The 20,580-nt window shown below is 71.7% G+C and carries 12 protein-coding genes; 6 read left to right on the top strand and 6 right to left on the bottom strand.

The annotated features are described in order from the left end of the window. Positions 1-6: 6 nt before the first annotated feature. The gene (locus ACEZDG_RS23900) at positions 7-840 is read right to left on the bottom strand and encodes a class I SAM-dependent methyltransferase (protein WP_380512921.1); all 834 of its coding nucleotides are present in this window, start codon (positions 838-840) and stop codon (positions 7-9) included. Between the two features lie 389 nt (positions 841-1,229). On the opposite strand from ACEZDG_RS23900, the gene rpsA reads away from it, so the two are divergent. Continuing rightward, positions 1,230-2,753: a 30S ribosomal protein S1 gene (gene rpsA / locus ACEZDG_RS23895; protein ID WP_380512919.1), complete on the top strand. Its 1,524-nt coding sequence runs from the start codon at positions 1,230-1,232 to the stop codon at positions 2,751-2,753. A 153-nt stretch (positions 2,754-2,906) separates the two neighbouring features. Beyond that, entirely contained in the window at positions 2,907-3,506 is a 600-nt protein-coding gene (gene coaE, locus ACEZDG_RS23890) for a dephospho-CoA kinase (RefSeq protein ID WP_380512917.1), read from the top strand. Here coaE and treZ read toward each other — a convergent pair. The 3 genes from treZ to glgX all read right to left on the bottom strand — a co-directional run bounded on the left by treZ (position 3,503) and on the right by glgX (position 9,964). Continuing rightward, entirely contained in the window at positions 3,503-5,260 is a 1,758-nt protein-coding gene (treZ, locus tag ACEZDG_RS23885) for a malto-oligosyltrehalose trehalohydrolase (protein WP_380512915.1), read from the bottom strand. The two genes, coaE and treZ, sit on opposite strands and share 4 nt — an antisense overlap. Positions 5,261-5,263: 3 nt before the next feature. Then, positions 5,264-7,684 carry a malto-oligosyltrehalose synthase gene (gene treY, locus ACEZDG_RS23880; protein ID WP_380512913.1) on the bottom strand — a complete coding sequence of 807 codons (2,421 nt, stop codon included), beginning with the start codon at positions 7,682-7,684 and terminating at the stop codon, positions 5,264-5,266. Between the two features lie 81 nt (positions 7,685-7,765). Continuing rightward, on the bottom strand, positions 7,766-9,964 hold the full coding sequence (glgX, locus tag ACEZDG_RS23875; RefSeq protein WP_380513260.1) for a glycogen debranching protein GlgX: 2,199 nt from the start codon (positions 9,962-9,964) through the stop codon (positions 7,766-7,768). A 375-nt stretch (positions 9,965-10,339) separates the two neighbouring features. Between glgX and ACEZDG_RS23870 the strand changes: the two genes are divergently transcribed. Continuing rightward, positions 10,340-11,575 carry an SAV2148 family HEPN domain-containing protein gene (locus tag ACEZDG_RS23870; protein ID WP_380512911.1) on the top strand — a complete coding sequence of 412 codons (1,236 nt, stop codon included), beginning with the start codon at positions 10,340-10,342 and terminating at the stop codon, positions 11,573-11,575. 69 nt (positions 11,576-11,644) lie between these two features. After that, positions 11,645-12,373: a 3'-5' exonuclease gene (locus tag ACEZDG_RS23865; RefSeq protein ID WP_380512909.1), complete on the top strand. Its 729-nt coding sequence runs from the start codon at positions 11,645-11,647 to the stop codon at positions 12,371-12,373. 71 nt (positions 12,374-12,444) lie between these two features. Here the strand turns inward: ACEZDG_RS23865 and ACEZDG_RS23860 are convergent, their stop codons facing one another. Continuing rightward, entirely contained in the window at positions 12,445-14,709 is a 2,265-nt protein-coding gene (locus ACEZDG_RS23860; RefSeq protein ID WP_380512907.1) for an MMPL family transporter, read from the bottom strand. 437 nt (positions 14,710-15,146) lie between these two features. Here ACEZDG_RS23860 and ACEZDG_RS23855 point away from each other — a divergent pair, with 437 nt between their 5' ends. Next, positions 15,147-17,330: an MMPL family transporter gene (locus ACEZDG_RS23855; RefSeq protein WP_380512903.1), complete on the top strand. Its 2,184-nt coding sequence runs from the start codon at positions 15,147-15,149 to the stop codon at positions 17,328-17,330. Positions 17,331-17,602: 272 nt separating this feature from the next. Next, positions 17,603-18,994: a hypothetical protein gene (locus ACEZDG_RS23850; RefSeq protein ID WP_380512901.1), complete on the top strand. Its 1,392-nt coding sequence runs from the start codon at positions 17,603-17,605 to the stop codon at positions 18,992-18,994. A gap of 59 nt (positions 18,995-19,053) precedes the next feature. Here ACEZDG_RS23850 and ACEZDG_RS23845 read toward each other — a convergent pair whose 3' ends face one another. After that, positions 19,054-20,574 (bottom strand): alpha/beta hydrolase, encoded by a 1,521-nt coding sequence (locus ACEZDG_RS23845; protein WP_380512899.1) that lies wholly within the window; start codon positions 20,572-20,574, stop codon positions 19,054-19,056. Positions 20,575-20,580: the final 6 nt, after the last annotated feature.

Below are 20,580 nucleotides of genomic sequence, written 5' to 3'. Positions count from 1 at the left end.
AAGCCCTCAGGCCCGGACGCAGACGAAGATCGCCGTGCCCGGCAGGTGCCGGCCCCGGAGCGGGCTCCAGCCGCCCCACTCCTGCGTCAGGCCCTCCGGCCATTCCGGCTCCACCAGGTCGACCAGTCGGAAGCCGGCTGAGACCAGCTCCCGCACCCGGTCGCCCAGGGTGCGGTGGTGCTCCACGTAGACGGCGTTGCCGTCCTCGTCCTGCTCCACGTAGGGGGTGCGGTCGAAGTAGGAGGACAGCGCGGTCAGCCCCTCGGGTCCTGGCTCGTCCGGGAAGGCCCAGCGGACCGGGTGGGTGACCGAGAAGACCCAGCGCCCGCCCGGCCGCAGCACCCGGTGCACCTCGCGCATCAGCCGCGCGGTGTCGGCGGCGAAGGGCACCGCCCCGTACGCGGAGCAGGCCAGGTCGAAGCTGCCGTCGGCGAACGGCAGCACGGTCGCGTCCGCCTGCACCAGCGGGACCGGCGGCAGGCCGAGGCCCTGGTCGATCCGCAGCGAGTGCTGCAGCTGGCGGTGCGACAGGTCCAGCGCGACCGGTCTGGCCCCCCGGGCGGTCAGCCAGCGGGAGCACTGGGCGGCCCCGGCCCCGATCTCCAGGACGGTGCGGCCGCGCAGCCCGTCCGGGTCGCCGAGGAGCCCGGCCTCGGCCTCGTCCAGTCCTTCGGGGCACCAGGTGAAACGGGCGTCGCCGAGGAAGGAGCCGTGCTCGTCCTGGTAATCGTCGGCGTTGCGGTCCCACCAGTGGCGGTTGGCGCTGCTGCTCTCGGCGGTGTCCGCGTCGCGGCGCACGGCCTCGGATTCGTCATCGGTGGCTGCGGTGTGCTCGGTCATCTCGGCAGTAGCGTAGCCTTGGCTGCGTAGCGTCGGGCGTCACCGGAGAGGTCGCCGCCCATGTGCCGAATTGACCGGTTCAGACCGGTTCGTGTGGGGGTCTCCCGCACTGCGGCATACCGCATTGACCATGCATGGCTGGCCCCGTATGCTACAAGTTGCGCTGCGGGCCTGCGCGCCTCGGACGGAGTAGGTCGCGCTCGCATCTGTTGAAGACCCCACAGATTTCAGACGTTTCGGGGTATCGGCTTCCGGATCGTTGCTCCTCGGAGCATGCGGGAGGTTTCGGTACTCCGGCTCTGCCCTGTCTGGTCCTCGGTGGAGCGATAACGGGTCCCCGGCGTAGTAGTACCTACGACTTCATGCCCGTATCCGGAGCCCCCTTCCTAATGACGACCAGTAGCACCGAGGCCCGTACCACCCCGCAGGTGGCGGTCAACGACATCGGCGACGCAGAAGCCTTCCTCGCGGCGATCGACGAGACCATCAAGTACTTCAACGATGGCGACATCGTCGAGGGCATCATCGTGAAGGTCGACCGTGACGAGGTTCTCCTCGACATCGGTTACAAGACCGAGGGCGTCATCCCCTCCCGCGAGTTGTCCATCAAGCACGACGTCGATCCCCATGACGTCGTCAAGGTCGGCGACAACATCGAGGCCCTTGTTCTCCAGAAGGAGGACAAGGAGGGTCGTCTCATCCTGTCCAAGAAGCGGGCTCAGTACGAGCGCGCCTGGGGCACGATCGAGAAGATCAAGGAAGAGGACGGCATCGTCACCGGTACCGTCATCGAGGTCGTCAAGGGTGGTCTCATCCTGGACATCGGCCTCCGCGGCTTCCTGCCGGCCTCGCTGGTCGAGATGCGTCGCGTCCGCGACCTCCAGCCCTACGTGGGCAAGGAGCTCGAGGCCAAGATCATCGAGCTGGACAAGAACCGCAACAACGTGGTCCTGTCCCGCCGTGCCTGGCTGGAGCAGACCCAGAGCGAGGTCCGTCAGACCTTCCTCACCACCCTGCAGAAGGGCCAGGTGCGCTCCGGCGTCGTCTCCTCCATCGTCAACTTCGGTGCCTTCGTGGACCTGGGCGGCGTCGACGGCCTGGTGCACGTCTCGGAGCTGTCCTGGAAGCACATCGACCACCCGTCCGAGGTCGTCGAGGTCGGCCAGGAGGTCACCGTCGAGGTCCTCGACGTGGACATGGACCGCGAGCGCGTCTCCCTGTCGCTGAAGGCGACCCAGGAGGACCCGTGGCAGCAGTTCGCCCGGACCCACCAGATCGGGCAGGTCGTCCCCGGCAAGGTCACCAAGCTGGTTCCGTTCGGTGCGTTCGTGCGCGTCGACGAGGGCATCGAGGGCCTGGTCCACATCTCCGAGCTGGCCGAGCGCCACGTGGAGATCCCGGAGCAGGTCGTCCAGGTCGGCGACGAGATCTTCGTCAAGGTCATCGACATCGACCTCGAGCGTCGCCGCATCAGCCTCTCGCTGAAGCAGGCCAACGAGTCCCTCGGTGCCGACCCGGCGACGGTCGAGTTCGACCCGACCCTCTACGGCATGGCTGCCTCCTACGACGACGCGGGCAACTACATCTACCCGGAGGGCTTCGACCCCGAGGCGAACGACTGGCTGCCCGGCTTCGAGAAGCAGCGTGAGACCTGGGAGGGCCAGTACGCCGAGGCGCAGCAGCGCTTCGAGCAGCACCAGGCCCAGGTCATCAAGAGCCGCGAGGCCGACGCCGAGGCCGCTGCGGCGGGCGAGGGCGCGGCTCCCGAGGCCGGTGCCGCGGGTGCGGGTGCCGCGGGCGGCGCCATCTCCGGTGGCTCGTACTCCTCGAGCAGCGACGAGACCTCGGGCGCCCTGGCGACCGACGAGGCCCTCGCCGCGCTGCGCGAGAAGCTCGCGGGCGGCCAGAGCTGAGCGCAGTGCGCTGAGCAGCAGGTAGCTTGAAGCAGAAGGACCTCCACTTGGGTGACCGGGTGGGGGTCCTTTCGCATGCAGCCTCCAGTCACGGTGGTGCATGGTTGGCAGCGCAGTTCCTCGCGCCCCTGGGGTAGTCGTTAAGCTGCGGTCATGTTGAGAGTGGGCCTTACCGGTGGGATTGGCGCGGGGAAGAGCGAGGTGTCGCGGCGGCTGGCCGCTCTCGGGGCGGTGGTGGTGGACGCGGACCTCATCGCGCGGGAGGTGGTCGCCCCCGGCACCGACGGCCTGGCCGCGGTCGTCGCCGAGTTCGGGACGGACGTCCTGCTGCTGGACGGCGCGCTGGACCGGCCGAAGCTCGGCTCGATCGTGTTCGCCGACCCGGCCCGCCTCGCGGCGCTGAACGCGATCGTGCACCCCCTGGTCGGCCACCGCTCCGCGGAACTCGCCGCGCAGGCCGGGCCGGACGACGTGGTGGTGCACGACGTCCCGCTGCTGACCGAGAACAAGCTGTCCTCCCGCTACGACCTGGTCGTCGTCGTGGACGCGGCCGACGCCACCCGGCTGGAACGGCTGGTGCGGCTGCGCGGGATGGCCGAGGACGAGGCGCGGGCCCGGATGGCCGCCCAGGCGACCCGCGAGGAGCGGCTCGCCATCGCCGACCTGGTGATCGACAACGACGGCCCGCTGGAGCGGCTGGAGCCGCAGCTGCGGACCCTGTGGGCCGAACTGCGGCTCCGCGCGGCGCGCTAGTCGGTGCGGACGACCGCGACCGAGCGGGCCGCGAGCGTGACCGCGTCCCCCGAGCCCCGGTAGGAGCCGTAGCCGGCCGGCGCGTCCGCGAAGGCCGCGCCCAGCGGGACGGTCCGTTCCCGGTCGGAGAGGTTCACCGCGGTACGGAACCGGCCCCGGTGCAGCACCAGCCAGCGGGCGTCCTCGTCGTACTCGACCCGGACCGCGGACAGGTCCGGGTCGGTGAACTCCGGGTGGGCCCGGCGCAGCGCCAGCAGGGTGCGGTACCAGCCGAGCAGTTCGGCGTGCGGTTTGCGGTCGGGCTCGGTCCAGTCGAGCTTGGAGCCGAGGAAGGTGGTGGCGGCCTGCGGGTCGGGGACCTGCTCCGGGGAGTGCCCGTGGGCGGCGAACTCGCGGCGGCGCCCGGTCCGTACCGCCTCGGCCAGGGACGGGTCCTGATGGTCCGTGAAGTACTGCCAGGGGGTGCGGGCGCCCCACTCCTCACCCATGAACAGCATCGGGGTGAACGGCCCGGTGAGGACCAGGGCCGCGCCGGCCGCGAGCAGGCCCGGGTCGGCGGCGGCCGAGATCCGGTCGCCCAGCGCCCGGTTGCCGATCTGGTCGTGGGTCTGCAGATAGCCGAGCAGCCGGTGCGCCGGGGTGCGGTGCGGGTCCAGCGGGCGGCCGTGGGTGCGACCGCGGAACGAGGACCAGGTGCCGTCGTGGAACCAGCCCCGGGTCAGCGTCCGGGCCAGCCCGGCCAGCGGACGGGCGGCGAAGTCGGCGTAGTAGCCCTGGCCTTCGCCGGTGAGCACGGCGTGCAGGGTGTGGTGCAGGTCGTCGCTCCACTGCGCGGTGAGGCCGAGGCCGCCGGCCTCGCGCGGGGTGATCAGCCGCGGGTCGTTGAGGTCGGACTCGGCGATCAGGAACAGCGGGCGTCCGGTGGCGGCGGCCAGCCCGTCCACGGCCGCGGACAGCTGTTCCAGGAAGTGCAGCGCGCGGGTGTCGACCAGGGCGTGCACGGCGTCCAGCCGCAGCCCGTCGACGCGGTAGTCGCGCAGCCAGGACAGCGCGCTCTCGACCAGGTAGGCGCGCACCTCGTCCGACCCCGGCGCGTCCAGGTTCACCGCCGCGCCCCAGGGGGTGTGGTGCCGCTCGGTGAAGTAGGGGCCGAAGCGGGGCAGGTAGTTGCCGGAGGGGCCGAGGTGGTTGTGGACCACGTCCAGCACCACGCCGAGACCCCGCCGGTGGGCCGCGTCGACGAAGCGCTTCAGCCCCTCCGGGCCGCCGTAGGGCTCGTGCACGGCCCAGAGCGAGACGCCGTCGTAGCCCCAGCCGTGGTCGCCGGGGAACGGGCAGACCGGCATCAGCTCGACCAGGTCCACGCCCAGCTCGGCCAGGTGGTCGAGCCGGGCGGCGGCGGCGTCGAAGGTGCCCTCGGGGGTGAAGGTGCCGACATGCAGTTCGTAGATGCTGCTGCCGGGCAGGGCGCGGCCCTGCCAGCGGGTGTCGGACCAGCGGAAGGCGCTGTGGTCGACCAGTTGTGACGGTCCGTCGGGTCCGTCCGGCTGGCGCGCCGAGCGCGGGTCGGGGAGCAGCAGCGGGTCGTCGTCCAGCCGGTAGCCGTAGCGGCTGCGGCCCGGGTCGGCGGGCGCTTCGGCGAGCCACCAGCCGGGGCGGTCCGGGTCGCGGCGCATCGGGCTCCCGTCCCCGTCCAGGACCAGGGTGACGCCGCGCTCGGCGGCCGGGGCCCACAGCTCGAAGCGGTGGCTCATGGATCAGGACTCCTCGGAGGTGCGGACGAGCAGGGCGACCGGGAAGTGCGCGAGCAGGTCGGCGAGCCGCACCGTACCGCGCAGCGGGCCGCGGGCGGAGAGGGCGTCGGTCCACTCGCCGTCCGGCAGGGCCAGGGTCTCGGTGGTCCAACCGCCGCGCTGCTCCAGCCGGTACGGGAGCCGGGTGGCGACCGCGAGCACGTCCCGGCCGCGCAGGTAGGCGATCAGGTGGGGGTCCGCGGCGACCGGGGTGTAGCCGCCGGTGAAGGCGGCCGGACGGTCCCGGCGCAGCCGCAGCGCGGTCGCGGTCAGGTGCAGCTTCTCGAACTGCAGCGGTTCGGCCGCGGCGGTGGCCACCGGGTCCGCCGAGTCCAGCCGGGCGGCGAGGCCGGCCAGGTCGACCGGGTGCCGGTTGTCGGGGTCGACCAGGGTCCGCAGCGGCTCCTCGCTGCCCTGGTAGAGGTCGGGAACGCCGGGCATGGTGAGGTGCAGCAGGGCGGAGGAGAGGGTGTTGGCCCGGGCGTGGGGGGCGATCCGCTCGGCGAAGGCGGTGACGGCGGCGGCGAGGGCCGGGGTGTCCGGGATCGACCGGGCCAGCCGTTCGACCGCGCGTTCGTAGCCGCTGTCGGGTTCGGTCCAGGTGGTGCGCAGCTTGGCCTCGCGGACGGACTTCAGCGCGGTCGCGGCCAGCCGGTCGGCATCGATCGGCCAGGCGGCCAGGGCGGTCTGCCAGAGCAGGTAGGCGGCATTGGGGTCGGGCACCGGCTCCGGGCAGAGCGCGGTCCAGCGGGCGATCTCCCGCCCCCACTCCTCGGGCAGCTCGGCCAGCACGGCCAGCCGGGCCCTGGCGTCGGCGCTGCGCTTGGTGTCATGGGTGGACAGCACGGTCATCGCGGCCGGGCGGTCGCGCCGCATCCGGGCGCAGTAGGCGTGGAACTCCTCCGGCGGCAGCCCCGGGCGGCCCGGGTCGCCGCCGACCTCGTTCAGGGACAGCAGCGGGTAGCGGCGGTAGAAGGCGGTGTCCTCGACGCCCTTGGCGGCGACGGCGGAGGCGGTCTGGGCCAGCCGGATCCGGAACTCGTCCTTGGCGGCGCTGCGGCCGAGCCGTCCCAGCGCCAGGTCCCGGACCAGGTCCGCGGTCGCGGCGTGCTCGACCGGCAGCCGGGCCCGGGCGGCGGCGCAGGCGGCGCTGATCCGTTCCAGGTCGGCCGGGTCGTCGGGCTCGCCGGGGACCGGGTAGGGGCGGTAGACCGGGTAGGCGGCCAGGGCGTCGGCGAGGGCCTGGCGCAGCGCCCAGGGGGCGTGGTCGCGCAGCCCGGAGTCCTCCTCGCAGATCCGGGCGGCGACCCGGGCCAGCCGGTTGACCTCGGAGGCCAGCTCGCCCAGCGGCGCGGTCATCTCGGCCCGGCCGCGGCGGGCGGCGGCGCTGGCGCTGTCGGTGGCCGTGCCCAGGTAGCCGGAGTAGACCTCGGCCAGCTGGGCCGCGCCCGGCCCGTCGGTCAGCACCCCGTCGATCCGGCGCAGCGCGTCGTAGCCGGTGGTGCCGGCGCAGGCCCAGTCGGCGGGCAGCTCTTCGTCGCCGGTGAGGATCTTCTCGACCACGACGTAGGCGCCGCCGGTCTCCGCGGCCAGCCGGCGGAGGTAGCCGCGCGGGTCGGCCAGGCCGTCCGGGTGGTCGATCCGGAAGCCGTCGACCACGCCCTCGGCGTGCAGCCGGAGCAGGGTGGCATGGGTCCGCCGGAACACCTCGGGGTGCTCGACCCGGACCCCGACCAGGTCGGAGACGGTGAAGAAGCGCCGGTAGTTCAGCTCGGTACGGGCCAGCCGCCACCAGGCCAGCCGGTAGAACTGGGAGTCGAGCAGCAGCGGCAGCGGCAGCTGCTCGGTGCCGGGGCGCAGCGGGAACACCTGGTCGTAGTAGCGCAGCACCGCCGTGTCGTCCTGGGTGTCGACCTTGATCTCGGACAGCTCGGCGCTGAGCCGGTCGCCGAGCACCGGCAGCAGCACCCGCCCGTCCTGGGCGGCCCAGTCGATGTCGAACCAGGCCGCGTACGGGGATTCGGGGCCCTCGCGGAGCAGGGTGGACCAGGCGTGGTTGAGCGTCGAGGGGACCGGCACCGCCATGTGGTTGGGGACGGTGTCCACGATCAGTCCGAGCCCGTGCTCATGGGCCTCGTCGGCGAGGGCGCGCAGGCCGTCCGGCCCGTCCTCGCCGCCGAGTTGCTCGCTGACCCGGCTGTGCTCCACCACGTCGTAGCCGTGGGTGGAACCGGGCACGGCCTCCAGCACCGGGGACAGGTGCAGATGGGACACCCCCAGCCGGGCGAGGTAGGGCACAGCGCGCCGGGCCTCGGCGAAGCCGAAGCCCGGTTGCAGTTGAAGGCGGTAGGTGGCCGTAGGTGCGCTCACGCGTACGGGGGTCATGGCCTACGCCTACCCCGCCGGGCCCCGGTGCACGACCCCTGCGCGCCATTCGGGCGAAAATCGGCTGATATCACCACCGGATCAGGCCGGACGCTGCAGCACCATCATCGAACGGTCCGTCAGGTGCACGCTGTCCCCGCCCCTGATCTTGGCGCCGGTGCCCGGGGCGATGGTCCAGGGCAGCGCGGTGTCGACCACCACCTGCCACTCCCGGCCGTGGTTCACCGGGACGGTGAAGTCCAGGCCCGCGTCGCCGGCGTTGAACAGCAGCAGGAAGGAGTCGTCGGTGATCCTGCCCCCGCGCCGGTCCGGCTCGGAGATGGCGTAGCCGTTGAGGAAGACGCTCAGCGACTTGGCGTAGGAGGCGCTCCAGTCCTTGTCCGACATCTCCTCGCCGGCCGGGGTGAACCAGGCGATGTCGGTGAGGTCGTCGTGGCTGCCGGAGACCGGGCGGCCGTGGAAGAAGCGGCGGCGGCGGAACACCGGGTGGTCCCGGCGCAGCCAGACCATGTGCCGGGTGAAGTCCAGCAGCTGCGCCGCCTGGTCCTCGGTGCTGCGGGTCTCGGCCTCGTCGGGGTCCTCGTTGCCGGAGCCGAGCGGCTCGGTGGGCATCCGGGCCGGGCCGATCGCGGCGTCCGGCCACTTCACCCAGGAGATCTCGCTGTCCTGGCAGTAGGCGTTGTTGTTGCCGCCCTGGGTGCGGCCGAACTCGTCGCCGTGCGACAGCATCGGCACCCCCTGGGACAGCATCAGGGTGGCGATGAAGTTGCGCTGCTGACGGCCCCTCAGCGCCAGCACCCCGGGATCCTCGGTCTCGCCCTCGGCGCCGCAGTTCCAGGAGCGGTTGTGGCTCTCCCCGTCCCGGCTGTCCTCGTGGTTGGCCTCGTTGTGCTTGTTGTTGTAGGAGACCAGGTCGCGCAGGGTGAAGCCGTCGTGGCAGGTGACGAAGTTGATGGAGGCGATCGGGCGGCGGCCGTCGTCCTGGTAGAGGTCGGAGGAGCCGGTCAGCCGGGAGGCGAACTCGGCCAGCGCGGCGTTCTCGCCGCGCCACAGGTCGCGGACGGTGTCCCGGTACTGGCCGTTCCACTCGGTCCACAGCGGCGGGAAGTTGCCGACCTGGTAGCCGCCCTCGCCGATGTCCCAGGGCTCGGCGATCAGCTTGGCCTGGGACACCACCGGGTCCTGCTGGACCAGGTCGAAGAACGAGGACAGCCGGTCCACCTCGTGGAACTGCCGGGCCAGGGTGGCCGCGAGGTCGAAGCGGAAGCCGTCCACATGCATCTCGGTGACCCAGTAGCGCAGCGAGTCCATGATCAGCTGCAGCACGTGCGGATGCCGCATCAGCAGGCTGTTGCCGGTGCCGGTGGTGTCCTCGTAGTAGCGGCGGTCCTCGGCCAGCCGGTAGTACGCGGAGTTGTCCAGGCCGCGGAAGGCCAGCGTGGGGCCCAGGTGGTTGCCCTCGGCGGTGTGGTTGTAGACCACGTCCAGGATCACCTCGATGCCGGCCGCGTGCAGCGCCTTCACCATCGACTTGAACTCCTGCACCTGCTGGCCCCGGTCGCCGAGCGAGGAGTACGCGCCCTGCGGGGCGAAGAAGCCGATGGTGTTGTAGCCCCAGTAGTTGGACAGGCCCAGGTCCACCAGTCGGTGGTCGTGCACGAACTGGTGCACCGGCATCAGCTCGATGGCGGTCACCCCCAGCTTCACCAGGTGCTCGATCACCGCGGGGTGGGCGATCCCGGCGTAGGTGCCGCGGATCTCGTCCGGGATGCCGGGGTGAAGGTTCGTCAGGCCCTTCACATGGGCCTCGTAGATCACGGTGCGGTGGTAGTCGGTGCGCGGCGGGCGGTCGTTGCCCCAGTCGAAGAAGGGGTTCACCACCACCGAGGTCATGGTGTGCGGGGCGGAGTCCAGGTCGTTGCGCTGCTCCGGTGCCCCGAAGTGGTAGCCGTAGACGGACTCGTCCCAGTCGATCGCGCCGCTCATCGCCTTGGCGTAGGGGTCGAGCAGCAGCTTGGCGCCGTTGCAGCGGTTGCCCTGGTCCGGCTTGTACGGGCCGTGCACCCGGAAGCCGTAGCGCTGCCCGGGCTGGATCCCCGGCAGGTAGGCGTGCCGGACGAAGGCGTCGGTCTCCCTCAGCTCCACCGAGGTCTCCGAGCCGTCGTCGCCGAGCAGGCACAGCTCGACCCGCTCCGCGACCTCGGAGAACACCGCGAAGTTGGTTCCGGCGCCGTCGTAGGTGGCACCCAGGGGGTAGGGATGTCCCGGCCAGACCTGCATCGTCGTCAACAACTCCCGATAGTGCCGCGCCGGCCCTCTCCGGAGGGGCCGGCAACTGTCACGTGCCCTATGCCCAGGGAAAGAGCGCGTCATGTCCCTTGGCATGGTGTCTCAGCCGTGCCCCGCTCATGGTGCTTTCACCACTACTTCGCCCGAACGGGTGTCCCAGGGAGCCTGGGTGACGCACCGCCATCACCCAGCTACCACTTCGCGCTTGGACGGCGACCGCTCTGGTGGCAAAGTACTCTTGATCGTCCGGAGTCACCCGGACGGCCTACTCCGGGCCTTCTGGCGCGGTACGTTGTCCCGCAGCGCACATGTGCGCGCGGTGGCGTGTACGTGGTGGCGTGTACGAGAGGAACGGTGAGGTCCGGGATGGTCGTCCCCGACGGGGGTGCCGCAGGGGGCACGGTGCGGGGCGATGCCCCGACCACGGTCGTCCGCACCGGAGCCGGTCGGGCCGCGCCGCACCAGCCGGGCCCGCTGGAGCCCTCGCTGGCCTGGCCCGCCGCCGCCTGGGACGAGGCCAGGCTCCGGGTCCGCCGGGCCGGCCGCGCCTACGTCTGGCTGAACCTGGTCGAGCAGCGGCTCCGCTCGGTCGTCGCCGAGGTGCTGCGCCCGGTCTACGAACCGGTGCACGGCGAGGACTGGGTGATAGCCGCGGCCGGCCCGGCCGGCGAGGAGTGGGTGCAGCGGGCCGGCGCGGTGCGCGAGGTGAGCCGGCGCAAGGGCTACCTGCTGGACCCGGACGACGACGCGCTGGTGGTCTTCCTCACCCTGCCCCAGCTGCGCGAGCTGATGGTCCAGCACTGGCCCTGCTTCGAACCGTATCTGAGCGACCGTCGGGAGGTGGAGGTCGCCCTCGACGAGCTGGAGGTCGCCCGGCACGTGGTCTCCCGCAACCGGGCCCTGTCCGAGAACGTCCTGGCCCAGGCCGAGCGCGCCGCCGCCCGGCTGCTGATGCTGCTCGACGGCGGTGCCGACCCGGGCGGGCTGCGGGCCCCGGTGGACGTGGTCGAGGAACTGGTCGGCGACCGCTACGCCGACGTCATCGGGGTCCACCCGGACCGGGTCAGGCTGCAGCGCGACCTGCCGGTCGAGGACCTGCTCGCCGGGGCCCGGCGGCTGGACGCCGTCGGCATATCGCTCAACCTGCTCTGCCAGAACTTCACCGGCCGCCGCCTGGTCGGCCTGGCCGACACCGGCTGCCGGGTCCGGCTGCTCTTCCTCAACCCGGCCAGCAGCGCGCTGCGCCGGCGCGAGCGCGAACTCGGGCTCGGCCGCGGCGAACTGGGCAAGGCCGTGGAGACCAACATCATGCACGTCCGCCGGGTCCGCGCCCGGCTGCGCGACGCGGGCTCGTTCGAGATCCGGGTCTACGACGAACTGCCGCGCTTCACCGCCTACCTGGTCGACGGCGACGGCCCGGACGGCCTCGGCGTGGTCCAGAGCTATCTGCGCCGGGCCCGCGGCATCGAGTCCCCGGCGCTGGTGCTGCGCGGCGGCACCCCCGGGCCGATCCTCTCCGGACGGCCGCCCGAGCCGGGCCTGTTCCAGGTCTACCAGGAGGAGTTCGAAGGCGTCTGGAGCGACTCCCGGCCGGTCTCCTAGGGCGCCTCCGGTGTTGTCAGTGGTGCGCGGGATGATGGTGGAGCACGCGGACGAGAGGACGACACGCGCATGAGCTGGCTGCACGAAACCCTGGTCGGATTCGACCTGGAGACGACCGGGACCGAGACGGCGGAGTCCCGGATCGTCACCGCCGCGCTGGTGGAGGCCAAGGGCGGCGAGGTCGTCCGGCAGCGGGACTGGCTCGCCGACCCGGGCGTGCCGATCCCGGCCGAGGCCGCCGCGATCCACGGGATCAGCACCGAGCGGGCCGTCGCCGAGGGCCGCCCGGTCGCCGAGGTCGCCGACGAGGTGGCCGCCGCGCTCTGCGAGTACTGGCGCGCCGGGATCCAGGTCGTGGTCTTCAACGCCGCCTTCGACCTCAGTCTGCTCAGTGCCGAGCTGCGCCGGCACGGCCTGCCCTCGCTGGACCGGCGCCTGGACGGTGCGCCGCCGGGGCCGGTGCTCGACCCGCTGACGGTGGACCGCGCGGTGGACAAGTACCGCAAGGGCTCGCGCACCCTGCAGAGCGCCTGCGCGGTCTACGGGGTGGAGCTGGCCGACGCCCACCGGGCCGGCAGCGACGCGCTGGCCGCGCTGCGGGTGGGGCTGGCGCTGGCCCGCAAGTACCCGGGCGAGGTCGGCGGCCTCGCCCCGGCCGAACTGCACCGCCGTCAGGTCGGCTGGCACGCGGCCTGGGCCGGCGGCCTGCAGGAGTGGCTCCGCAAGGGCAAGGAGCCGCAGGCCGTCGTGGACGGCAGCTGGCCGCTGCGGGTAACGGCCGATACGACGACGGGCTGATACGACGACGGGCTGATCCGCTCCCCCCGTGCGGAGCGGATCAGCCCGGTCGTCCTGACCGTGTCGCTGGGTCAGACGGTCAGCCGGTCGGCGGGCTGCTCCGCCCCGCGCGGCTCCGGCAGCTCCGCGGCGGTCTCGCCGTGGCCGAAGTCGGGGAGCCAGGAGAGCCAGCGCGGCAGGTACCAGTTGCGCTCGCCGAGCAGGCTCATCAGCGAGGGCAGCAGCACCGCGCGGATCACCGTGGCGTCGATCAGCACCGCGACGGCCAGGCCGATGCCCATCTGCTTCATCGACTCCATGTCCAGGGTGCCGAACACCGCGAACACCGCGACCATGATCGCCGCCGCGCTGGTCACCACCCCGGCCGTGCTGGTGATGCCGTGGGCCACGGCCGCCCGGGTGGCCAGGCCCCGGTCGTGCGCCTCCTTGATCCGGGAGACCACGAAGACGTGATAGTCCATGCTCAGTCCGAACAGGATGACGAAGAGGAACAGCGGGACCCAGCTCTCGATCGCGCCGACCCCGGCCGTGCCGATCAGCGACGCCCCGACGCCGTGCTGGAAGACCAGCGTCAGCGCCCCGTAGGAGGCGGCCACCGAGAGCAGGTTGAGCACCAGCGCGGTGACAGCCACTGTCACCGAGCGGAAGGAGAGCAGCATCAGCAGGAAGGCGAAGCCCATCACGAAGGCGAACACCGCCGGCAGGCTGCCGGTCATCTGCGCGTTGAAGTCCTCGGACCCGGCGGTCTGCCCGGTGACCGCGGCCTGAGCGCCGTCGACCGCGCCGAAGGTGTGCGGGACGACCGTGTCGCGCAGCGCCTTCAGGGCGTTGCCGCTGGTGGTGTCGTTGCCGCTGCCCGCCATCGGCACATCGACCAGTTCGATGTGCTTGGCCGGGTAGGGGGTGACCGTGATCGGCTCGTGCAGCAGTCCGGTGGCGACGGCCTGCTTCTTGAAGTCGGCCAGGGCGGTCGCCATCGCCGGGCTGCCGATCCGGTCCGAGGTGACCACGACGGTGGCCTGGTTGGGGTTGCCGGGGAAGGCGTCGGCGATCCGCTGCTGGGCGGCGACCAGGGCGTTGCCCTTGGGCAGCTGCTGGGCGAAGGTCAGGTTCGCGGTGTGCATGCCGAGCAGCGGTGCGGCCAGCGCCAGCAGGAACGCGGTGGCGATCCCGGCCGAGACCATCGGCCGCCGCAGCACCCGTCCCAGCACGGCCCGCCAGAAGCGGCTGCCGTTCTCGGACGGCGCGTTCATCCGGCGGCCGAGGAAGGGGACGCGTCCCTTGGCGACCCGGTCGCCCAGCATCGAGAGCAGGGCCGGCAGCACGGTGACCGAGCCGAGCACGGCGGTGATCACGACCAGGATGGTGGCCAGGCCCATGGCCTTGAAGTCGGCGATCCCGGTGAGGAACATCCCCGCCATGGCGACCACCACGGTCAGCCCGGAGACCAGGACGGCGCGTCCCGAGGTGGAGGCGGCGATGGCCAGGGCGGCCTCGGGCGAGCGGCCCTTGGCCCGCTCCTCACGTTCGCGGCGCAGGTAGAAGAGGCAGTAGTCGACGCCGACGGCCAGTCCGACCAGCAGCATCACCGAGGAGGCGTCGTCGCTGGTGTGCAGGAAGTGGCTGCTCAGCGCGACCAGTCCGCCCGCGGCGATGAACGCGGTGAGGGCGAGCAGCACCGGCAGCACGGCGGCCACCAGTGCGCCGAAGGCGATCAGCAGGATACCGAGCGCCAGCGGCACCGCGGTCCACTCGGCCCGGCTGAAGTCATGGGTGAAGGAGTCGTTGAACCACTTGTCGGCGCTGGCGTCGCCGAACTCCTGGACCGTCAGCTCCTGGTGCTTCGCCTGGGTGGCGGCGACCGCGGCCAGCACCGGGGCGACCCGGTCGCCCGCGGTGTCCGGGTCGCCGGCCATGGTGACGGTGACCAGCGCCGAGTGCCGGTCCGGCGCGATCGCCCCGTCGGTGTAGGGGGAGGCGATGGCGGAAGCGGCCCCGGTGGCCTTGACCGCGCCGATGGTGTCGTCGACGGCGGCGTGGAAGCGCGGGTCGGTCGCGGTGAAGCCCTTGGCCTGGATCAGCACGGTCTCGGTGGCGGGCGAGTCGATCCCGGCCTGGTGGATCATCTGCTCGGCCCGGCCGGACTGGCCGATGCCCTCGTCCTGGTCGGTGGTCTGGACGCTGCCGGCCATCCCGCCGAGGACCGTGGCCAGGACGACGAACAGCAGCCAGCCGAAGACGGCGGTCTTCCGGTGCCGGGCACTCCAGCCGCCGATGGCGGCGGCGAGGCCGGGCCTCGGCCGCCGGGGCCGTGGATCCTTCTGATGGCGTGTCATGTCTCGTCCCCCTGGGGTCGGCCTGCTCGGGTGCTGACGGGCGGCTTCGTGTGGTGAAGCACACAGATGACGCTACGGAGCAGGCGGGAGAGCGGACATCCGGCCAGCGGGCCACCCGGCCCTGGACCTTTCCTCAGGGCGGACCCGGGGGTTTCCCCTACCCCGGCCGCCGTCTTCTCCGCCCTGAGGCGGAGGGGACTCCACCCGGGGGACGAGGAAATGCCCGGTGGCGAGGGGTGAAGATAAGGGGCACGGTCATCTGAGGGCCCCGTCAGCAGGGACAGGACCAAAGTCCTGACTTGCCGCCCGGCTAGTCCGCTTTCTATGATGCTCGCACACGATACTTACCTGCCGACCGGCTAGTTCTGCCGATCGGATCGCACCCCCCGAGCAGCGTCGCCAGGGCGGGGTGGTCCACGCCTTGGAGGCGCACTCGTATGTTTCACCGGATAGGACGCACAGTCGTGCGTCACCCGATCTGGACGATCGTGGCTTGGCTGGTCGCAGCCGTGGTGATCGCCATGACGGCGCCGACGCTCGCGTCCAACAGCGACGAGAGCAGCTTCCTGCCCAAGAGCTACGAGTCGATCCAGGCGATGCAGCTCCAGCAGAAGGCCTTCCCCGCGGCCTTCACCCCGGCCGCGGAGGCGCTCTACCAGCGCACCGACGGCGGGACGCTGACGGCGGCCGACAAGGCCCAGATCGCCAAGATCAACAAAGAGCTGGGCACCAAGACCATCAAGGACGTCCAGGGAGTCTTCCCCGGGCCGTTCTCGACCGACGGCAAGTACGGCCTCGGCCTGGTCAAGATGGACGACAAGAGCGCGGGCCAGCCCTCCCAGGCGGACGCGGCCAAGGCGCTGCGCGCGGACCTGACCCAGCTGACCAAGGGCACCGACATCAACGCCAAGCTCGGCGGCTCGGCGGCCCAGGTGCTGGACCAGCAGGACGCGTCCAAGCGCGGTGAGAGCCTGATCGGCATCGGCACCTTTGTGATCATCATCCTGGCGATGATCCTGATCTTCCGGGCCCCGCTGATGGCGATCCTGCCGCTGCTGCTGATCGGTGTGGTCGCGATGGCCGCCAACGGCCTGATCGCGGACATCACCAAGCTGCTCGGCCTGTCCTCCAACTCCTCGGTCTCCGGCATCCTGATCGTGGTGCTGTTCGGCGTCGGAACCGACTACATCCTCTTCCTGATGTTCCGCTACCGAGAACGGCTGCGGGCGGGTGACGACCACAAGGAAGCCATGATCACGGCCGTCGGCCGGGTCGGCGAGGCCATCGCCTCCGCCGCCGGCGCCGTCATCATCGCCTTCCTCGCGCTTTCGCTCTCCTCGGTCTCCTTCCTCAAGCAGATGGGCCCGGCGCTGGCCATCTCGGTCGGCGTCACCCTGATCGCCGGGCTCACCCTGGTTCCGGCCGTCTTCTCGCTGATCCCGCCGCGGGTCCTGTTCTGGCCGTCCAAGAAGTGGAAGGCCGAGCCGAAGGGCACCACCTTCGCCAAGATCGGACGCGGCGTGCAGCGCCGGCCGGCCCTGGTGGCCCTGGTCTCCGGGCTGCTCATGGTCGCCCTGGCGCTCGTCGCCACCAGCTACAAGGCCAGCTTCGACTTCGCCTCGGGCTCCATGCCCAAGACCAAGGAGTCGATGGTCGTCCAGGACACCATGACCCGGGCGTTCAGCGCCGGTGCGGCCCAGCCCACTGAGGTCTACGTGACCAGTGTCGGCGGTGTCCCGCTGGACAAGTCCGCGATCAGCGGCTTCGAACAGAAGCTTTCCGGAGTGGCCGGCGTCGCCAAGGTGGCCCCGGCCGAGTTCAACAAGAGCGGCGACACCGCCGACATCTCGGTGATCCTGAAGTACGACCCGCAGAGCTCGCAGGCCATGAACACGGTCGACAGCATCCGCGACGTCGCCCACGCGAACGTCCCGTCCGGGGACAAGGCGCTGGTCGGTGGCATCTCCGCGATCTACAAGGACATCAACAAGGCGATCAACCACGACTACCTGGTGGTCTTCCCGGTCGCCGGGCTGCTGATCATGCTGATCCTCGGCCTGATGCTGCGCAGCGTGGTCGCCCCCTGGTACCTGATGGCTTCGGTCGGGCTCGGCTTCGCGGCCACCCTCGGCGCGACCGTGCTGATCTTCCAGCACCTGCAGAACCAGGCGGGGCTGATGTTCATGCTCCCGGTGTTCATGTACCTGTTCGTGGTCGCCATCGGCACGGACTACAACATCCTCATGATCGCCCGATTGCGGGAGGAGGCCCGGGAGGGCCGGAACCCGAGGGAGGCGGCGGCCGAGGCGCTGCGCCACGCCGGACCCACGGTGGCGGCGGCCGGTGCGATCCTCGCCGGAACCTTCGCCAGCATGATGCTCGCCGGGAACACCCTGTTCGCGGAGATGGGCTTCTCGATCAGCTTCGGCATCGTGATCGCGGCCTTCGTCATGGCGATGTTCTTCACCCCCTCGCTGACCGCGCTGATCGGGCACGCCGCCTGGTGGCCCGGCCGCGCCGACCGGGCGGGTGCCGGGCACGGTGACAGCAGGGTCGTCGCCGGTCATGTGCCGGCCTCGGAGCAGCTCACCGAGGACGCGGACTCCGCCCCGCGGCGGTAGTCGACCGACGTCGAGCAACAGTAAGAGGCCGGGACCGGCCGCACCGAGAGGTGCGGCCGGTCCCGGCCTCTTCGCATGCGTCGGGTAAGAGACCGGAATCCCTGTCCACTGAATTCAGCGGTGGAATTGAGATGGTTTTCTCTCTCGTCGGCGAAATGCCCGTGAGCTGCGGTGATGCTTATCAAATTCACTGCCGTGGGCGTCGGTTGGCACTACGATTCCTTTCGCCGCCCGCCCTGCGCGGGCATCATTCGGGAGGGATTCGCTTGAACATGTCCCCGGGCGCACGTACGCGTGCCGCCCTTCTTTCGGTGGCCGCCTTCGGGCTTGCGCTGGCCGCGGCCTCGCCCGCGCTCGCGGCGACCGGTACGCCGACGGCGCCCACCGAGCTCTTCAACGGCGACAAGAACTGCTCGACCGATGTGAACGCCCCCACCTACCTCTGGGGCGGTGAGGGCATCTCCGTCGAGGGCATCCCCCAGGACACCGACGCCGCCGGCAACCCCTCGCTCACCGCGCAGTTCCAGGTCTGGCCGGTCGCCGACCCGACGCAGATCAGCACCCTCTCCCGCACCCAGGTCCGCACCGGGTTCGAGGGGCAGGCCGTGGTCCCGTCGCAGAGCCTGACGGACGGTCAGACCTACGCCTGGCAGGCGCAGACGGTGGACGGCGGCGGCGCGGCCTCGGCCTGGTCGGCCCCGTGCTACTTCGCCGTCGACAACACCGCGCCGTCGAAGGCGCCGACGGTCACCTCGCCGAACTACCCGCAGGGCCAGTGGGACCAGGGCGGGACGCCGGTGCAGTTCACCCTGGACGCCAACGGCGCCGCCGACGTCGGCGGCTTCGTCTACGGCTGGAACAACACGCTCCCGGTGCCGGTGACGGCGACCATCGGCGACTACGGGATCCCGACCCCGGTCGACCCGTACGCCGACTCCGCCCACTTCGCCCGTGCCACCACCGTGGGCGGCTCGACCACGGTGAGCCTGATCCCGCCGACCGGCTCCGGCCCGATGACGCTGTATGTGGAGAGCCTGGACCGGGCGTTCAACGAGTCCGCGCAGTCCAGCTACAGCTTCTACGTCAGCTCGACCGGGCCGACGATCACGCCGGCCGTCACCTCGCCGGTGTTCGACACGCCGACCCGGTTCACGATCACCCCCAACGCCGGGGTGCAGGCGGCGAGCCGGGTGCTCAGCTACGCGGTGGAGGTCACCGGCGGCCCGAGCCCGCAGACCGTCACGGTCCAGGCGAAGGCGGACGGCACCGCCGTGGTGACGCTCAGGCTGAACGGCCTGTACGGCAACTCCGTCACGGCGACCGGCACCAGTGAGAACGGCTGGGTCAGCGACGCGGGGTGGTGGAGCACCGGCGCCGTCGACACCACACCCACGGTGAGCTCCAACGTCTACGTGGAGAACGGGTCGAGCGGCGGCGTGGGTGTGCGGAGCCGGTTCACCTTCGCGCCGAAGGTGAAGGGCGTGGCCAGTTACACCTACTCCTTCAACTCGGGTCCTGAGACCACGGTCAAGGCGGGCGGCAAGGGGACGGCCACGGTCAGGTGGACCCCGACCGAGAACGGCTACTACGACCTCGAGGTCTACGCGACGACCAAGGACGGGGTGGTCCTGGCGCCCTACGACTACTACTTCTATGTGAACTAGCTAGTGGGACGGGGCCGGGCCCCGGCGCGGAATGTGCGCCGGGGCCCGGCCCCGTTCTGTCACGACGTCAGCTGCGCGAGCACCGTGCGCACGGCCCGGACGACGGCCTCGCGGGCCTCCTCGGTCGGCTCCTGGGTCTCGAAGCCGTGGACGCCGTGCGGGACGTCGATGATCTCGACCCGGGCCTTGGCCTGCTCCGCCGCGCTCACGAACTCCTGGACCGTGGCGGCGATCTGCGGAGTCTCCAGGCCCGCCCGGGTGAGCACCAGCGGCGGCAGCGCGCCGTCGGCCGCTTCGGCCGCGCGGAGCGACTCGGCCGGGCGGAACCGGGGGCCGACCGCGCCCCAGCCCGGCAGCGGGGCCAGGATCGGATAGCTCAGGGCCAGGCAGCGCAGCCAGCCGGGCGGGGAGGCGATCCAGTCCGCGGTGAGCAGTCCCGCGCCGGAGAAGAACCACAGGGCGATGCGCTCCGGGTCCACCCGGGGGTCGGCCCGCAGCCGTTCCACGGCCTCGGCCACATCGTCCGCGGCCTGCGGGTAGTCGGCGAGGCCGTGCAGACGGTGCTCCACGACGGCGCCCACCACGCCCCGGGCCGCCAGGTGGCGCGCGTAGCCGAGGAAGAACGGCCAGTCGCGCGGGGCCGGGACGAGGTCGGACGGCAGCGGCCCGCCGTGCACCAACAGCACAGCGGGCCAAGGGCCTTGCGCCGAATCGGGCGCCGGCTCCGGCAGATGCAGGTCCACCAGCCCGTCCCTGACCCGGGGCCGGGACGGCTCCGGGACGTCCAGCAGGAAGGGCCGGGAGAACGGCGACTCGCCCGCGCCCGCCGGCGCGGCCAGCCGCCGGCCTTCACCCGCCGCCGCGCGGAGCAGCAGCGCGCCCAGCTCGTCCGGGCGGGAGAGCATCGGCCAGTGGCCGGTGGCCAGTTCGAAGAAGCCCACCCGCGGATCGGCCAGCTTCCGGAACTGCGGCGGACCGCTGCGCACCAGCGCCTCGATCGTCTCCACCGTCAACCCGCCCGCCGTGCACAGGATTCCGCTGGTCGGCACGGCCGAGGCGGCGCCGGTCAGGCGCAGCGGCCGCGTCAGCGTCCGGGTCGGCTGCGGCGCGGACAGCTCGCTGAGCTGCGCCAACTGCCGTGATGACAGCCCCTCGGTGCTGCCCCACCGCTGCCACTCCTGCGGCTCCGGCACCGGGATCGTCCCGATGTTGCCGTCCGTGGCCAGGAGTTGATGCACCGTCGGATCGGGCACCAGTGCCAGTGCCGGGTCGCCGTGCTGCGGCAGCCCGGCGTCCAGGTGGACGATGCGGGCGACCCGCTCCGCGCGGCGGTCGGCCGCGCCCAGCACCGGGTGGATGGCGTAGTCGTGGCCGACCAGCACCACCTCGGGTGCCTCGCCCGGATCGAGCGAGTCGATCAGCCGGACCAGGTCGTCGACCTGGGTCTCCAGATCGACCCCGGGCTGTCGGCTCAGGGTTGCCGGATGCGCCTCGGCGCCCGACTCCCGCAGCCGGTCGGCCACGTCGTTCCAGATCCTCCCGTCGGTGAACGGGCCGGAGACCAGGATGAACACGGACATCAGCAG

Source organism: Streptacidiphilus alkalitolerans, assembly GCF_042511045.1.
Classification (GTDB): domain Bacteria; phylum Actinomycetota; class Actinomycetes; order Streptomycetales; family Streptomycetaceae; genus Streptacidiphilus; species Streptacidiphilus alkalitolerans.
Note: the sequence above shows the minus strand (reverse complement) of the source record. Positions and strands in the feature narration are given on the sequence as shown.

What these genes read in the sequence shown, in the direction of transcription:
- ACEZDG_RS23870 (WP_380512911.1), top strand. Translation starts at nt 10,340, where the DNA reads ATGGTCGTCCCCGACGGGGGTGCCGCAGGGGGCACGGTGCGGGGCGAT.
- ACEZDG_RS23845 (WP_380512899.1), bottom strand. Translation starts at nt 20,574, where the DNA reads ATGTCCGTGTTCATCCTGGTCTCCGGCCCGTTCACCGACGGGAGGATC.
- glgX (WP_380513260.1), bottom strand. Translation starts at nt 9,964, where the DNA reads ATGCAGGTCTGGCCGGGACATCCCTACCCCCTGGGTGCCACCTACGAC.
- treZ (WP_380512915.1), bottom strand. Translation starts at nt 5,260, where the DNA reads ATGAGCCACCGCTTCGAGCTGTGGGCCCCGGCCGCCGAGCGCGGCGTC.
- ACEZDG_RS23850 (WP_380512901.1), top strand. Translation starts at nt 17,603, where the DNA reads ATGTCCCCGGGCGCACGTACGCGTGCCGCCCTTCTTTCGGTGGCCGCC.
- ACEZDG_RS23860 (WP_380512907.1), bottom strand. Translation starts at nt 14,709, where the DNA reads ATGACACGCCATCAGAAGGATCCACGGCCCCGGCGGCCGAGGCCCGGC.
- ACEZDG_RS23865 (WP_380512909.1), top strand. Translation starts at nt 11,645, where the DNA reads ATGAGCTGGCTGCACGAAACCCTGGTCGGATTCGACCTGGAGACGACC.
- ACEZDG_RS23855 (WP_380512903.1), top strand. Translation starts at nt 15,147, where the DNA reads ATGTTTCACCGGATAGGACGCACAGTCGTGCGTCACCCGATCTGGACG.
- treY (WP_380512913.1), bottom strand. Translation starts at nt 7,684, where the DNA reads ATGACCCCCGTACGCGTGAGCGCACCTACGGCCACCTACCGCCTTCAA.
- ACEZDG_RS23900 (WP_380512921.1), bottom strand. Translation starts at nt 840, where the DNA reads ATGACCGAGCACACCGCAGCCACCGATGACGAATCCGAGGCCGTGCGC.
- rpsA (WP_380512919.1), top strand. Translation starts at nt 1,230, where the DNA reads ATGACGACCAGTAGCACCGAGGCCCGTACCACCCCGCAGGTGGCGGTC.
- coaE (WP_380512917.1), top strand. Translation starts at nt 2,907, where the DNA reads ATGTTGAGAGTGGGCCTTACCGGTGGGATTGGCGCGGGGAAGAGCGAG.